The following is a 15678-nucleotide window of genomic DNA, read 5'->3' as shown; positions in this document are numbered from 1 at the left end:
GGGGGACGACGCTACCCCGGTCGCAGCAGTATGCCGTGACGAGGGTTGGTCTGCGCCTCACGGCGGAGGCAGTCGCGGACTTCCTCGTCAGGCGCTGCGGAAGGTCAGCGCCACGTTCGCGCCACCGAACCCGAAGCTGTTGCTGAGCGCCGCGAGGTCGCCGGCCGGGAGCTCCCGGCTGCCGCCCGTGACGACGTCGACCGGGATCTCCGGGTCCTGCTCGGTCAGGTTGATCGTGGCCGGGATGGAGCGGTGGTGCAGCGTCAGGACGGTCAGCACGGCCTCGATCGCTCCCGCGGCGCCCAGCAGGTGACCGGTCATCGACTTGGTGGCGGTGACCGGCATCTCCGAGCTGTGCGACCCGAAGGCGCGCGCGATCGCCTTCGCCTCCGCGGCATCGCCGACCGGGGTGGACGTGGCGTGGGCGTTGACGTGGATAATGTCGTTGGTGCTCAGGCCGGCGTTCTCCACGGCCTCGAGCATGGCCCGGGCGGCCCCGGCGCCCTCCGGCTCGCCTGCCGTGATGTGGTAGGCGTCCGCCGAGCTGCCGACCCCCGCGACCTCGCCGTAGATCGTCGCGCCCCGGGCCTTGGCGTGCTCCTCGGCCTCGAGGACCAGCACGGCCGCGCCCTCACCGAGCACGAAGCCGTCGCGGGAGACGTCGTAGGGCCGGGAGGCTCCGGCCGGGTCGTCATTGCGCTTGGACAGCGCGGTCATCGCGGCGAAGGCGGCGATGGGCAGGGGGTGCACGGCGGCCTCGGTGCCGCCGGCGACCATCACGTCGGCCCGTCCGGCACGGATCATGTTGAGCGCCAGGCCGATGCCCTCGGCGCCGGAGGCGCAGGCGCTCACCGGGGTGTGGGCGCCGGCCCGCGCGGTGAGGTCGAGCGAGACCGCGGCCGCGGGACCGTTGGGCATGAGCATCGGCACGGTCAGCGGGAAGACCCGGCGGGGGCCGCGCGTGCGCAGGTTGTCCCACTGGTCCAGCAGCGTCCAGACCCCGCCGATGCCGGAGCCGATCGCGACGCCCAGCCGCTCGGGCTCGACCTCGGGTGAGCCGGCGTGGGCCCACGCCTCGCGGGAGGCGATGAGGGCGTACTGACCCGCCGGGTCGTTGCGCCGCACCTCCACCTTGGGCAGGACCTCCTCGGGCGAGGTGTGCACGCTCGCGGCGAAGGTCACCGGCAGCTCGTGCTCGGCCACCCAGTCCTGCTCGAGGGTGCGGACTCCGGAGGTGCCGGCCTGGATGGCCTGCCACGTCTCCTCGACGTTGCCACCGACGGGGCTGGTGGTTCCCAGACCGGTGACGACGACCCGTCGCTGGGGGTTCGCGGACATCTGCTGCTCCTGGGTGGGGTGCGTGAGGTGAGTGGGTGGTGGTTGCGTGGTGGTGCTGCCTCTGCCCCACCGGCGGGCACGGGGGAGTATGCCGCGTGCCCGCCGGCGGGTGCGCCGAGTCAGCCCTGGGCGTTGGTGATGAAGTTGACGGCGTCCTTGACGTGGGTCAGGTTCTTGACCTCGTCATCAGGGATGCGCACGCCGAACTTGTCCTCCGCGTTGACGACGACCTGCATCATCGACAGCGAGTCGATGTCGAGATCCTCCTGGAAGGACTTGTCCATCTGGACCGCGTCGGCCTCGATGCCGGTCTCCTCGTTGACGATCTCGGCGAGTCCGGCGAGGATCTCCTGCTCATTCATTGCCATCTGGCGCTCCTTCTTCTCTTCCTTGGGCTGACCCGGGGAACCCGCCGGGCCTCGGGATCCTGTGATCAGGGCAGGACGACGACCTGCGCGGCGTACACCAGGCCGGCCCCGAAGCCGAACTGCAGGGCCAGGCCGCCGTGCGGCGCCTCCCCCTCGTTGAGCATCCGGGCCGCGGCCAGCGGGACGGAGGCGGCCGAGGTGTTGCCCGTCTCGGCGATGTCCCGGGCCACCGGGATGTCCTCGGGCAGGCCGATGTGCTTGATCATCGCGTCGGTGATGCGCATGTTCGCCTGGTGCGGGACGAACGCGTCCAGGTCGTCCGAGGTGACGCCGGCGGCGGCCAGTGCCTTGTCGACGACCGGGGCGATCGTGTAGACCGCCCAGCGGAAGACCGACTGACCCTGCATCGCAAAGTGCGGCCACTCGACGGCGCCCGCCTCCTCGGAGGTCATGTCCGCGCGCAACCCGGTCCAGGGCTGCTTCTGCATGATCTTGTCCCAGTTCTCCCCGTCCGAGCCCCAGACGGTGGGGCCGATGCCGGGGAAGTCGGACGGGCCGACTACGGCCGCGCCGGCGCCGTCACCGAAGATGAAGGCGCTGCCGCGGTCGTGCTTGTCGGTGAAGTCGGAGAGCTTCTCGACGCCGACCACCAGGACGTACTCCGCGCTGCCGGCACGGACCATGTCGTTGGCCAGGGAGATGCCGTAGCAGTACCCCGCGCAGGCGGCCGAGATGTCGAACGCCGCGGGACCGTTGGTGCCGAGGCGCTCGGCGAGGATCGGGGCGGCGGCGGGCGTCTGGTAGGGGTGGGTCACGGTCGCCATCAGCACCACCGAGATCTGGTCGGGGGTGATCCCGGCCATCGCGATCGCGTCGCGCGCCGCGGCCTCGGACATGTCGATCACCGTCTCGTCCTCGCGGGCGAAGCGGCGCTCCTTGATGCCCGAGCGCTGCTGGATCCACTCGTCGCTGGAGTCAATGTAGCGGCAGATCTCCTCGTTGGTGACGACCCGCTCGGGGCGATAGCCGCCCAGGCCGTGGATGCGTGCGTGCCGCGGGCCCTCCGGGACGGTCAGGGTGGGCTGGTCGGGCTTGGGCTGGACTGTCACTGTGCGTCCTCCTGGGAGTCGGTCGCGGCGCTGCCGTGCTCGCGGATCATGCGGTGGGCGGCCTCGAGGTCGTCCGGGGTCTTCAGGGCCAGCAGCTCGACGCCCTTCAGGGCGCGCTTGGCCAGGCCGGTCAGGGTGCCGGCGGGGGCGAGCTCGATGAGCCCGGTCACGCCCCGGTCGGCGAAGGTCTGCATGCACAGGTCCCAGCGGACCGGGTTGCTCACCTGGGAGACCAACCGTGCCAGGAACTCCGCGCCACTGGTGACGATCTGCCCGTCGGCGTTGGAGACCAGGGAGGTGCCGGGGTCCTGTGTCGTGATGGCCCGGGCGTAGCGACCGAGCTGGTCGACGGCGCTGCCCATGTGGTGGGTGTGGAAGGCGCCGGCCACCTGGAGCGGGATCACGCGGGCCCGCTGCGGTGGTGCCTCCTGGAGCGCGGCCAGCTGATCGGTGGTGCCTGCGGCGACGACCTGGCCGGCGCCGTTCATGTTGGCCGGGGTCAGGCCGTGACCCTCGAGGACGGAGCCGACCTCGTCGGGATCGCCGCCCAGGACAGCGCTCATGCCGGTCGGGGTCGCCGCAGCCGCCTCGGCCATCAGCCGGCCCCGCTCGCGGACGAAGACCATGGCCTGCTCGTGGGACAGCACCCCGGCCGCAGCAGCCGCCGTGATCTCGCCGACGGAGTGACCTGCCCAGGCATCGACCAGGCCCGTCGCGTCTGCGCGGTCCTCGAACAGCTCCGGGAGGGAGGTGAGCCCTGCGGCGACGAGCAGCGGCTGGGCCACGGCGGTGTCGCGGATCGTGTCGGCGTCAGAGGTGGTGCCGTGCGCGACGAGGTCGAGCCCGGCGACGGCGGACAGCCACTCCAGGCGCTCGCGGTAGCCGTCGAGCTCGAGCCAGGGCGAGAGGAAGCCGGGGGACTGGGAGCCCTGTCCGGGCGCAACGATCACAAGCACGTGTCCCACTCTCCCGTCGATGGCGAGCCATCGGCGACATCGTTACCCACGACATCTCCTCGCGAATCTTGTAGGGAACCTACAACAGGTGCTGGCCTCTCGCGCGGCGGCAGGTCTGCCGTGGACCTCACCGCCGACCTCACCGCCGACCAGCCGCGCTGTCGGAGCGACGGCCCAGACCTGCGGTGCCCGCGGCGATCCGGCCGTAGGCGAGCGCGACGCGGACCACCCACGCCTCGCGCGGACGGGTCAGGTCGAGGTCGATGACCTCGGCGATCCGCCCGAGCCGGTAGCGCACCGTGTTGGGGTGCACGAAGAGGTCCCTGCCCGTGGCCTCGAGCCGGCCCCCGGACTCGAGGTAGGCAGTCGCCGTGTCGAGCAGACCGCCGTGGTCGACGAGGGGGCGGTAGACGCGGTCCACGAGCAGTCGCCGGGCCGGCCCCTCTCCGTTGAGCGCCCGCTCGGCGAGGAGGTCGTCGGCGGCCACCGGCCGGGGCGCGTCGGGCCAGGCCGCGGCCACCTCGGCGCCGGAAAGAGCCGACCTGGCCGACCGTCCGGCGGCAAACAGGTGCGGCACCCGCGGCCCGACGACGACCGGCCCCGGGCCGAACTGGCCGACGAGCGCCTGGGCGCTGGCCATCGGGTCCGACAGCCGACCCAGGACGACGATCAGGCGGTTGCCCTGGACGGCGATGAGCACCTCCAGCCCGTCCCGGGCCGCAGCTGAGCGGATCGCCTCGGCCACCTCGGCGCTGCTGCGCTGCGGTGCGGTGCCGACCACGACCGCGATGTCCCCCACCTGCTCCCAGCCGAGCTCTGCGGCCCGCGACTGGAGCGTGTCATCGGCCTCGCCCCGCACCACGGCGTGCACCACGAGGGACTCCAGCCGTGCGTCCCAGGCGCCGCGCGACTCGGCGGCGGCCGCGTAGATCTGGGCGGCGGCGAAGGCCACCTCGCGCGAGTAGCGCAGCAGGGAGTCGCGCACCGCCGCCTCCTCACCCGGCAGCGCGAGCAGCTCGACGTGCTCCTCGACCACGTCGATCGTGGTGCGCACCAGGTCCAGGGTCTGGCGGAGCGTGACGCGGTGGGCGAGCTCGCGCGGCGCGGTGCCGAAGATGTCGGCCGTGACCGGCAGCGAGTCGTCCCGCTGGCGATACCACCCGAGGAAGGCGTGGATGCCGGCCTGGGCGACGAGCCCGACCCACGATCGGTCCTCCGCCGCCAGCTCGCGGTACCACTGGTGCTCGCGCTCCATCCGCTGTGCCGCCAGGGTGGCGACCGCACCGACGTTGCGCAGGGCCGGCTCCCGTGCGGAGGTGCCCGGCGGGGTGTCCATCCGGGCACTGTAGCCCTCGCCGTTTGTGTGAGCCACACAACGCTCGGTGACCGGTCGGCACCGGCCGCCGGGCACGGCGATAGGTTCGTGCCGACAGCATCCGCGCGAGGACCGAGGAGACACCATGACCGAGGAGGCCATCGAGCCCGACACCAAGGACTGGACGTGGACCGTGGAGCGCGTGTGCCCGGAGTGCGGTTTCGACGCCTCCCAGGTGCAGGCCAGCGAGCTGCCGTCTGTGATCCGTGGCGTCACCGCACCGTGGGGGCAGCGGCTGGCCGCCGCCGACGCGCGCCAGCGTCCGGTCCCGACCACCTGGTCGCCGCTGGAGTACGCCTGTCACATCCACGAGGTGCTCGAGGTCTTCCGGGGTCGCTTCGAGCTCATCCTCGCCGAGGACAACCCCTCGCTGCCCAACTGGGACCAGGACGCCGCCGCGACGGAGGGGAAGTATGCCGAGGCGGACCTGGAGCGGGTGGCCCGCGAGATCCCGGAGCGCGCCGAGGAGCTGGTGCACGTCCTCGCAGCGTTCGCGACGTCCGGCCCTGCTGACCAGGGAGTGGAACCCCACGACGGCAGCGCGGAGGAGGGGAGCGAGACCACGACACGAACGGGGCGGTGGGAGCGGACAGCGGTGCGCTCGGACGGGGCCTCGTTCACGGCGCTGACCCTCGGTCGCTACCTCGTGCACGACCTGGCGCACCATCTGTATGACGTGGGCCTCGACGCACGGCCGTGAGCCGGCCGATCCTCATCGCGCACCGCGGGGCCAGCGGTGCGCGGCCCGAGCACACGCTGGCGGCCTACGAGCTGGCGGCCCGGTCGGGCGCGGACTACCTGGAGCCGGACCTGGTCGCGACGGCCGACGGGCACCTCGTGGCGCGCCACGAGAACGAGATCTCGGGCACCACCGACATCGCCGACCGCCCCGAGTTCGCCGACCGGCGCACCACCAAGGTCTTCGGCGACCACCGGGTCACCGGGTGGTTCACCGAGGACCTGACCCTGGAGGAGCTGCGCACCCTGCGCTGCCGCGAACGGCTGCCTGCCCTGCGACCCGGCAACACGGCATACGACGGGCAGTTCACCGTCCCCACGCTGGCCGAGATCCTGGACCTGCGCGCCCGGTTGTCGGTGGAGCTCGGACGGGACCTCGGGGTCTATGTGGAGACCAAGTTCCCGACCTACTTCCGCGCGATCGCGCTGCCGCTGGAGGAGCCGCTCATGGTGGCGCTGGAGGATGCCGGGCTCAACCGGCCCGGGGCGCCGGTCTTCCTGCAGTCCTTCGAGCTGGGCAACCTCGTCGCGCTGCGGCAGGAGCTGGGTGCCCGGGTGCCGCTGATCTTCCTGGCGGAGCGGACCGGGGCGCCCTTCGACCTGGTCTCGGCCGGCGACCCGCGGACCTACGTCGACCTGCTCACGCCGGAGGGGCTGGCCGACCTGGCGCAGGCGGTCGACGGTGTCGGACCGGACAAGGACCTGGTGGTCGGTCGGCGCCCGGACGGCGGGCTGGGGGAGCCCACCTCGCTGGTCGGGGACGCCCACTCAGCCGGCCTGCAGGTGCATCCGTGGACCTTCCGCCAGGAGAACGAGTTCCTCCCGACCGACCTGCGCGGCCCGGACGGCACCGGGGACGTCGTCACCGAGATCCGGGCACACCTGGCGGCCGGTGTGGACGGCTTCTTCACCGACCACACCGACCTGGGCGTGCAGGCTCGGGCGGGTGCGCTCTAGGAGTCGCCGCCGGTGACGCCGCTGGTGCCGGCGCGGACGTCGTGCAGCTGGTACTTCTCGATCGCCTGCTGCGGGACGCTCTCGTCGATCTCGCCGCGGTCGGCGAGCATCTGCAGGGCCTTGACCACCATCGACGGGCCGTCGATGTGGAAGAACCGGCGGGCCGCCGCACGGATGTCGGCGCAGCCGAAGCCGTCCGCGCCGTTCTGGACGCTCTTGAGCAGGGGGTGGAGGCGTTCGAGGTTCGGCTGGTATCGGTTGGCGCCCTGTCGGCGTCGCTGAGTAGGTGGTCGTTGGTGATGAGCGGGAAGCAGCCGTCTCTGGCTGCGTCGTCTCGCTCACCGAGGCGGTGACCCACCGGTCTGCCCCGGCACCGGCGAGAGCTTTGACCGCGGCTTGCTCGACCGCGACGCGGGTCTTGCACCGGCTCCGTAGCCCTGCGGGCTTGCCCTCGAGGGGTTCGGTCGCGGCGACGCCGGCGTCGATCCGCCCGGGCCGTGCCTGGGCATCGCGGCTGGCCTTGGCGCTGGAGTGGATCCACACGTTCCGATACCCCTCTGCTGAGGGAGCGCCGCGGGCGTCGTGGAGTAGACATCGCCAGTACGAGCTGGACACCGTCGCACTGGACGTCGCCGGCCGGTTCGCCCTCCCGTGCGGGATGGCGATCAACGGCTGGGTGACGGCCCGCAACAGACCTCTGAGCAAAAATGGGGGAACCTCCCCATGGCGACGGGAGCGGGTGGAGCTCGAAAATTTGGAAGAACTGTGCAGGCACCACCAGGGTGTCCGCGTCCCCCTTACCGGTGGAGGTCCCATGCCCCCGTTCTGTTTGCCTGTCTCCTGTTGGTGCCCGCCGCGCGGAGAGTCCGGTGACCCGCGATGAGCCGCAACTGGATGGCTCGGGCCGCCAGTGTCACCGCCGGTGCCGCTCTGTTCGCAGCCGCCACCCTTGCGGGACCTGCACCGGCGGTCCAGGCCAGCGATCCTGACTCCTCGGCTGGTCCGGTCGAGTACGACGCCGCGCGCCAGCAGTCACCCCGACCGGAGGACAAGGTCCAGCCGGGGTTGGCGAGGAAGTTCGAGAAGTCAGCGAAGGTGGACTTCTGGGTCCGCTTCGAACGGGACGACGACACCGACCTGAGCGCGGCCGCCGCGAACGGCGACTGGGATCAGCGCGGAGCGGAGGTGGTCGAGGCGCTGAAGGAGGAGTCTGCCGACCACCAGGCCGAGGTGATTACCGCGCTGAAGCGGTCCAACGCGTCGTACAAGACGTTCTGGGCCACAGACGCGGTGTACGTCGAGAACGGCAGCCGCGCGCTGGCCGAGGAGCTCGCCGTCGTGCCCGCTGTCGACGGGCTCTGGCCGTCGCGCACCTACCAGTCCGTCGAACCGGTCTCAAACCACGACGCCCAGGCGACGGCGGATGCCGTCGAGTGGGGCGTGGCGAACATCAAGGCCGACCAGGTCTGGGCCGAGGGCGACTCCGGTGAGGGCATCGTGATCGCCAACATCGACAGCGGCGTGCAGTTCGACCACCCGGCGCTGGTGGAGCAGTACCGCGGCACCAACGGCGACGGCACCTTCACCCACGACTACAACTGGCTGGACACCGACGGCAGCTGCTCCGCTGGCCCGTGTGACCACGACGGTCACGGCACCCACACGATGGGCACCATGGTCGGCTCCGACGGCGGTGACAACCAGATCGGCGTCGCTCCCGGGGCCACCTGGATCACCGCCAACGGCTGCTCCACCTGCTCCGACGTCGACCTGATCGAGGCAGGACAATGGATGCTGGCACCGACTAAGCTGGACGGTTCGGCGGCCGATCCCAGCAAGCGCCCGCACATCATCAACAACTCCTGGGGCACAAGGATCCCCTCCAACGACCCCTTCATGGAGGACATCTCCGAGGCCTGGGCGGCCTCCGGGATCTTCGCGATCTGGTCCAACGGCAACAACGGACCGGAATGTCAGACGGCCGGCTCCCCGGGCTCTCGCACGATCAACTACTCCGTCGGGGCCTACGACATGAACAACACGATCGGCTCGTTCTCCTCCCGCGGGTCGGGCCAGGACGGCGGGATCAAGCCCCACATCTCCGCGCCTGGCGTCAACGTTCGGTCCGCTGCCCCCGGCGGCGGCTACAAGGTTCTCAGCGGTACCTCGATGGCTGCGCCGCACACCTCCGGTGCGCTGGCGCTGCTCTGGTCCGCACAGCCCGACCTGATCGGCGACCTGCCAGGCACCACCGAGATCCTCGACGAGACCGCCATCGACACCGAGGACCTGCAGTGCGGCGGTACCGCCGAGAACAACAACGTGTACGGCGAAGGCCGACTGGACGCCCTGGCGCTGGTGGAGGCCGGTGACCGTGGCCCGATCGGCACCCTGGCCGGTGACGTCACCGACGCCGAGGAGGGCACCCCACTGGCCGCCGCCACCGTCGAGGTGACCGGCGGCGAGGGCGAGTCCGCGGTCGATCGCGAGGTCACGGTCGACGACGAGGGACACTTCATCACCAAGCTGCCCGTCGGCGACTACGAGGTCACCGCGACCAGCTTCGGCTACGGCGAGGAGTCCGCGTCGGTCACCGTGAGCGAGGGCACGACCACCACCCAGGACTTCTCCCTCACCGCGCTGCCCACGGCCACCGTCTCCGGTACGGTCACCGATGGCTCCGGACAGGGCTGGCCGTTGTACGCCCAGGTGAGCGTCGCAGGCGCACCCGCACTGACCCTGCACACGGATCCTCGGGACGGCAGCTTCAGTCTCGACGTGCCGACCGGGACGTCGTACGACCTTTCGGTGTCGCCGGCCTACCCGGGCTACCAGACGCTGACCCGGAGCGTCGAGGTCAGCGGTGACACTACCGTCGACCTGGCAGTCCCGGTCCAGCAAAGCCCGTGCGTCGCGCCCGGATACCACCAGCAGCAGCCGAAGATCGCGCTCGTCTCCAACGACCCCGGCTTCGAGTACGAGGAGTACTTGGGCGGGTACGGGATCGATGCCACCTTCTTCACCACTTCGCAATTGGCCCAGATCCAGGGCTATGACCTGGTGCTGTGGACCTCGAACTACACGCTGCCCACCACGGAGGCGTTCCAGGACCTGCTGGCCCGCACCGATGCCAGCGGCACCGGGATCGTGTTCACCGACTTCGCGTTCGGCCTCGGGAACGGAGTCGCCGCGCTGTCGAAGGTGACCGGCAATCCGATGACCCTAGAGCGTCGCAACGCGAGCGGTTCCGGCACGTTCTACGAGGTGACCCAGGAGCACCCGGTCCTGGCCGACTTCCAGGCAGGCGACCGGATCGGTCATCTCGGCGGCGCCCAGACCGCCTGGTTCACCGGCTACGAGGGTGAGGGCCGCCAGGTCCTCGCCGGTGCCGGCGACGCCACCCGCGGCGTCTCGGGTCCGGGCATCGGCGTCCAGGAGCGGGCCAACAACCGGCACGTGCTGCTGTCGATGCACGCGCGCGGCGCCGGCTCCTGGCTGCCCGAGTCGGAGAAGATCTTCTGGAACGCGCTCGACTGGGCCAACCCCTCCGACCAGGCGTTCGCCTGTGCTGCCGATGAGGGTGGCGCCATGCTGGTCGGCACGGTGACCGACGCCAACACCGGTGAGGGCCTCATCGGTGCCCAGATCAGCGTCGGTGACGTCAGCACCGAGTCCACGGCCACCCCGGCGAGCGGTTCGTACTGGCTCTACAGCCCGGCCGACGGTCAGCAGCAGCTGACTGTCACCGCGCCGAAGTACGAGACTTGGACCGGCCCGGTCGACCTGGACGGCTTCGCCGTCGCCGACGCCACTCTGAACGCCGGGCAGCTCTCGGTCACCCCGGCAGAGGTGGAACTCACCCAGGAGCTCGGCAGCGGCACCGAGACCCGGAGCATCACCCTGACCAACACCGGCACCGCGCCGTTGGATATCCGAGTCGGCGAACGCGACCGCGGCTTCGTGCTCCAGGGCGCCGACGGGCGCACGACGAGTCGGAACTCGATCACGGCGGCCGAGGGTGCCCCGGTGCACTGGTCGGACGCCCCGGTCGAGGTGGGCGCGCCTGGCGCATCCGGCGGTGGTGACTCGGTCGAGCAGGAGTCGGCACCGCATGTCGACCCATGGATCGACATTGCGGACTCTCCGGCGGCGGTGATGGACAACGCCGTGGTCCGGCTGGATGGCAAGATCTACTCGATCGCCGGCTACGGCAGCGGCGGTGCGCTGAGCTCGGCGTGGGCCTACGACCCGGCCACCCTGGCCTGGTCCGAGGTCGCCTCCCTGCCGGCGCCGCGCAGCGGTATGACCGCCGGGGTCATCGACGGCCGCATCGTGGCCACCGGTGGTTGGGACGAGAACGACGTCACGCAGGGCGACACCTGGGTCTACGACCCCGGCGCCAACAGCTGGGCGCCGGTGGCCACGAACCCCGAGGGCCGCGCGGGTGCCGCGGCGGCGGTGGTCAACGGGCGGCTGTTCGCGATCGGGGGCTGCACCACCGCGCAGTGCAACCCGATGTCGGCCAGCGCGATGGCCTACGACGTCGCTTCCGACGAGTGGCAGCGGATGTCCGACTATCCGATGGCGCTCGCGTACAGCGCCTGCGGCACGATCGACTGGACGATCTACTGCAGCGGCGGCATCGGCTCCGACGTCACGAACCGGACCTACGCCTACGACCCGGGCGCCGACACCTGGGTGCGAAAGGCCGATGCGCCGTACGACGTCTGGGGCAGCGCCAACAGCGTCGCCAACGACCTGCTGGTCATCGTCGGTGGCGTCCAGCGCGGCCAGATCACCAACCAGGCCTTCGGCTACGACCCGGTCGCCGACTCCTGGACCGGACTGCCCGGGGCCAACACGGTGCTCTACCGCGGCGGGGGTGCCTGCGGACTCTACAAGGTGGGCGGCTCGCCGCAGGGCTACAACCCCAACGCCGCTGCAGAGATGCTGCCTGGCTACGACCAGTGCAGCGACGGCTCGGCCGACGTCGGCTGGGTCTCGACGGACAAGTCCACTGCCACCCTCGCGGTGGGCGAGACCACCGAGATCCTGGTCACCACCGACTCGACGGTCGACCAGCCGGGGACCTACACCGCGGGTCTGGCGATCCTGGAGAGCACGCCCTACCCGCAGCCAGAAGTGGAGGTCTCGATGATCGTGACCCCGCCCAGGTCGTGGTCCAAGGTCGCCGGCGTGGTCTCCGGCGTCGCGTGCGACGGGTTGACGACACTGCTCGACGGTGCCACCGTGCAGTTCTCCTCCCCGGTGATGGAACGGACCTTCCGTACCGACGCCGACGGGTCGTTCGCACACTGGCTCGACAAGAAGCGCAACAGCAAGCGCAACGGCGAGCTCACCGTGTTCGCGGCGAAGGATGGCTACTCGATCGAGTCCGAGTCGGTCAGGGTGTCGGCCGGTAAGACCAGCGAGGTCGCCCTCGATCTCGACGAGGTCGGCTGTTCCTGAGCAGTGCAGCCGGATACTCCCCGGGGCGGTCGGGTCGCGTGACCCGGCCGCCCTGTCGGCGTACCTCGGATCGTGACGAACCCGCGACATGGCGAGCCTCACCCACGGCTTCCTTTTCCCGGCAGCGGCGCGGAGTGAGAGGATATCGGCACCCCGATCCATCTCGTAGCGAAGAGGACGATGCAGAGCCCGGTGACTCGACCGGGGCCGGAGACCGCGCCCCCACCCCAGGTCGCGCGGGTGAGCACGCACATGGTCGGACGCGACCGTGAGTTGGACGCCCTGGTCACCGCGGTCACGAGCCCGCCGGCCGTGGTGGTGATCGAGGGCGAGGCCGGGGCCGGCAAGACCCGGCTGCTAGCCGAGCTCGAGGCCGACCCCCGGCTTGGCGGGCTTCCCGTGCTCCGGGGGTCATGCCGTCGGCTCGGCGACCCGTTTCCTCTCGGCCCACTGGTCGAAACGCTCCGCGGGCAGCAGAAGCGCCTCGCCGAGGCCGTGCTTCCAGCGGTCACCGGCGGGCTGCGACCATTGCTGCCCGAGCTCGCCGCGATCCTTCCGCCCGCTCTCGAGCCCCTCGATGACCCTCTGGCGGAGCGCCACCGGGTCTTCCGCGCGGTCGCCGACCTGCTGCACGCCCTCGGTCCGGTCGTGCTGGTCATCGAGGACCTGCACTGCGCCGACGCGCAGACCGTCGAACTGGTAGGCCAGCTGATCACTGCTCCTCCGCCCGGACTGGCGCTCGTGGTCAGTGTCCGCGACGACGAGGTGGAGCCGTGGGTACGCGGCGCGCTCGCGGTCACCGGCCCGGTACCGCCATTGCGCCTCCGGCTCGGCGCGCTCGGTCCGGCCGACACGCGGCCCCTGGCCTCCGCCATCCTGGGTGTGGACGACCTGTCAGAGGAGTTCGCGACGTACCTGTGGGAACGCGCCTCCGGGATCCCGTTCGCCATCGAGGAGTTGCTCGCGCTGCTGCAGGCACGGGGCACGCTGATCCGCCATGGATCGCGCTGGGTACGCCGCACGCTGGACCGGCTCGACGTGCCGTACCGCATCCGGGATGCCGTGCTCGAACGCGCGAGCCGCCTGAGTCGCCCCGCTCGGGAGGCACTCGAGGCCGCCGCGGTCCTCCAGGTCGCCCAGCCCGTCGAGGTCATCGCCGCGATCTGCTCGGCCGCCTCCGACGCGGTCGAGGACGGTCTTGAGGAGGCACTCGCCGCTGGGCTCCTCAGCGAGGACGGTGACCGGGTCGGTTTCCGCCATCTGCTCACCGCGCAGGCGGTCTACGAGTCGATCTCCGGCGTACGCCGTCGGCGACTGCACGCCCGCGCCGCCACCGCACTCTCCGGGCCGGCCGGCTCGGTCGAGGACCAACCCTGGGTGGAAGCCCACCATCTGCACCGTGCTGGCCGGCTAGCCGCGTGGGCGGTGGCCGCCGAGCGCGCGGCGGTTCGGGCTGTCGAGCTGTACGACGACGAGCAAGCCTGCCGCCTCCTCGCGGACGTCCTCCGGGAGGCTCCCCTGGACGGGGAGGCCCGCAGCCGGGTCGCGCTGCGACTGGCTCGGGTTGCCAACGATGTCATCCCAGAGATCTCCGACCTTCCCCAGCTGATCGCCCAGGCGATCGACGTCATGTCGGACCCGTCGGTGGCCGCGTCCCGGATCCAGGCGGAGTGGCGGGGGGAGCTACGGCTCCGACTCGCCCTGCAGCTCGAGCAGACCGGTGGTGACTCCGAGTCGCTGCGCAGGCTCTACCTCGAGGCCCTGGACGACCTCACCGACCCGGCCTTACGCGCCTGGGCGATGATCGGGCTGGGCATCCCCCACACCGACGGTGTCGAACCGGCGGAGCATCGGCATTGGCTCCACGGTGCCCTCGGACAGTTGCCCCGGGTGGACGATCCGGTGACCCGCGTTTTCTTGCGCGGCAAGGTCGCGATGGTGCTGGTGGTCATGGGTGACCCGGCCTGGCGCGCCCTCGCCGAGGGGGTGGCCGTGGACACCGGCGGGACCCCGCGGCTGCGCCGGGAGGTCAACGCTTACGACACCATCGGGATCCAGGCCTGCTACGCCGGCCATCACGGCGTCGCCGCGACGTACCTCACCGTCGGCCTCGACGGCGCACGGGAGTGTGGGAGTCCGCGACTGGAGTTGCGGCTGCGCCGATCCTTGGCGCTGCTGGACTATTGCAGGGGCCGGTGGACCGGGCTCGCGGAGCGGGTCGCCGGCCTGGTCGACGACCTGAGCGACTTCTCCCGTGCTGGCGTCGATGTCGAGTCGGTCCATGCCTGCCTCAGCCTGGCGCGCGGTGAGATCGAGTCCGCGCAGTCGCTGCTCGAGGCCGCCGTGGATCGGACGGAATCTCTGGGCGCCAACGACCTGCTGTCGGTGCCCGCTACGGCCCTCGTCCGCCTCCGGCTCAGTCGCGATGAGTTCGACTCGGCGGTGGAGCTCGGAGTGCGCGTCCTCGCGACCGCCGAGCGGAAGGGGGTCTGGGCGCCGGCCCTGCGCGTGTTGCCGGTATTCGTCGAGGCTCTCCTGGCAACCGCCGACCGAGCAGGGGAGGCCGGCGACTGGGTCGCCGGCGTCCGACGCGCCGTGGCGGACCTGGATGCACCCCTGGCCGACTCGGTGCTGATGCACGCCGACGGCCTCCTCGCCGCCGACCCCGTCGCGGCCGCAGCCCTGCTCGAAAGGGCGGCGAAGACGTACGCCGCTCTCGACTGCACCTACGAGGCGGCCCAGTGCCGGGAGGCGATCGCCGGTCGGCTGACCTCAGCGGACCCGGTCGCGGCAGGTGACGCCCTGCGTGCCGCACTGGACGGCTACCGCCGACTGGGGGCCTCGTGGGACGAGGCCCGCGCCCACCGGCTGGCGCGGCGGCTCGGGGTGGCGGTGCCTGGCCGGCATCGCGGCGGTCGGCAGGGATACGGCGACGCGCTCTCCCCCCGCGAACGCGAAGTCGCGGAACTGGTCGCCGTGGGCCACACCAACGCTCAGATCGGCCGAGACCTGCACCTCTCGGTCAAGACGGTCGAGAAGCACGTGGCAGCAGCTAAGCAGAAGCTGGACGCCCCCACCCGTGCTGCGTTCGCCAGAATCCTCCTTGGCTCTGACAATTCTGGAGGTTTCTCCCCATAGCGAGGACGGCTCCGGCAAGGAAGACTTCTTCTGATCGTTGCCCCACTCGTCGAACCGGAAGAGCCATGCCGCCAGTCCCCTGTCCCCGCCCCGAAGCCGAGGAAGTGCCACCGGCCTCCCGACCCGTCGATGACTCCGACGACGGCGAGTGGCTCCCCGACGATGACGAGTGGCTCCCCGCCTGACTGCAGGGTATCCGGTCGCGGTGAGCCGGAGGAGCGCTCCAAGAT

Annotated in this window: 9 protein-coding genes and 1 pseudogene; 4 read left to right on the top strand and 6 right to left on the bottom strand. The window is 71.2% G+C overall.

Annotated elements, in window-relative coordinates; all coding sequences use genetic code 11:
• Positions 1–87: 87 nt before the first annotated feature.
• The 5 genes from fabF to MWU75_RS18410 all read right to left on the bottom strand — a co-directional run bounded on the left by fabF (position 88) and on the right by MWU75_RS18410 (position 5107).
• Positions 88–1338 (bottom strand): beta-ketoacyl-ACP synthase II, encoded by a 1251-nt coding sequence (fabF, locus tag MWU75_RS18430; protein ID WP_247093700.1) that lies wholly within the window; start codon positions 1336–1338, stop codon positions 88–90.
• A 119-nt stretch (positions 1339–1457) separates the two neighbouring features.
• The gene (locus tag MWU75_RS18425) at positions 1458–1706 is read right to left on the bottom strand and encodes an acyl carrier protein (protein ID WP_247093698.1); all 249 of its coding nucleotides are present in this window, start codon (positions 1704–1706) and stop codon (positions 1458–1460) included.
• 65 nt (positions 1707–1771) lie between these two features.
• Positions 1772–2815, bottom strand: a complete 1044-nt coding sequence (locus MWU75_RS18420) for a beta-ketoacyl-ACP synthase III (protein ID WP_247093696.1) — start codon at positions 2813–2815, stop codon at positions 1772–1774.
• A complete protein-coding gene (locus tag MWU75_RS18415) occupies positions 2812–3771 on the bottom strand; it encodes an ACP S-malonyltransferase (protein WP_247093694.1) in 960 nt (319 codons plus the stop codon). Before MWU75_RS18415 ends, MWU75_RS18420 begins: the two co-directional genes overlap by 4 nt.
• Positions 3772–3910: 139 nt before the next feature.
• Complete coding sequence (locus MWU75_RS18410; protein ID WP_247093692.1) at positions 3911–5107, bottom strand: helix-turn-helix domain-containing protein; 1197 nt, start codon at positions 5105–5107, stop codon at positions 3911–3913.
• Between the two features lie 124 nt (positions 5108–5231).
• Here MWU75_RS18410 and MWU75_RS18405 point away from each other — a divergent pair, with 124 nt between their 5' ends.
• Both MWU75_RS18405 and MWU75_RS18400 read left to right on the top strand, forming a co-directional pair.
• Positions 5232–5846, top strand: a complete 615-nt coding sequence (locus tag MWU75_RS18405; protein WP_247093690.1) for a DinB family protein — start codon at positions 5232–5234, stop codon at positions 5844–5846.
• The gene (locus MWU75_RS18400) at positions 5843–6841 is read left to right on the top strand and encodes a glycerophosphodiester phosphodiesterase family protein (RefSeq protein WP_247093688.1); all 999 of its coding nucleotides are present in this window, start codon (positions 5843–5845) and stop codon (positions 6839–6841) included. The genes MWU75_RS18405 and MWU75_RS18400 overlap by 4 nt, the downstream gene beginning before the upstream one ends.
• Here the strand turns inward: MWU75_RS18400 and MWU75_RS20100 are convergent.
• A pseudogene (locus tag MWU75_RS20100) lies at positions 6838–7044 on the bottom strand (hypothetical protein); the annotation flags it as partial. The gene MWU75_RS18400 and the pseudogene MWU75_RS20100 overlap by 4 nt on opposite strands.
• A gap of 676 nt (positions 7045–7720) precedes the next feature.
• On the opposite strand from MWU75_RS20100, the gene MWU75_RS18395 reads away from it, so the two are divergent.
• The gene (locus MWU75_RS18395; protein WP_247093687.1) at positions 7721–12310 is read left to right on the top strand and encodes a S8 family serine peptidase; all 4590 of its coding nucleotides are present in this window, start codon (positions 7721–7723) and stop codon (positions 12308–12310) included.
• A gap of 240 nt (positions 12311–12550) precedes the next feature.
• Complete coding sequence (locus MWU75_RS18390; protein WP_247093685.1) at positions 12551–15448, top strand: LuxR family transcriptional regulator; 2898 nt, start codon at positions 12551–12553, stop codon at positions 15446–15448.
• The last annotated feature ends 230 nt before the right edge of the window (positions 15449–15678 follow it).

The sequence above is a fragment of the Ornithinimicrobium sp. F0845 genome, from assembly GCF_023015765.1.
Lineage (GTDB): Bacteria > Actinomycetota > Actinomycetes > Actinomycetales > Dermatophilaceae > Ornithinicoccus.
The sequence above is the reverse complement of the archived record's forward strand: the minus strand, read 5'-3'. Positions and strand labels throughout refer to the sequence as shown.

Bases quoted from the DNA above. Each gene is read 5' to 3' on its own strand.
- fabF (WP_247093700.1), bottom strand. From the start codon at position 1,338: ATGTCCGCGAACCCCCAGCGACGGGTCGTCGTCACCGGTCTGGGAACC.
- MWU75_RS18425 (WP_247093698.1), bottom strand. From the start codon at position 1,706: ATGGCAATGAATGAGCAGGAGATCCTCGCCGGACTCGCCGAGATCGTC.
- MWU75_RS18410 (WP_247093692.1), bottom strand. From the start codon at position 5,107: ATGGACACCCCGCCGGGCACCTCCGCACGGGAGCCGGCCCTGCGCAAC.
- MWU75_RS18405 (WP_247093690.1), top strand. From the start codon at position 5,232: ATGACCGAGGAGGCCATCGAGCCCGACACCAAGGACTGGACGTGGACC.
- MWU75_RS18395 (WP_247093687.1), top strand. From the start codon at position 7,721: ATGAGCCGCAACTGGATGGCTCGGGCCGCCAGTGTCACCGCCGGTGCC.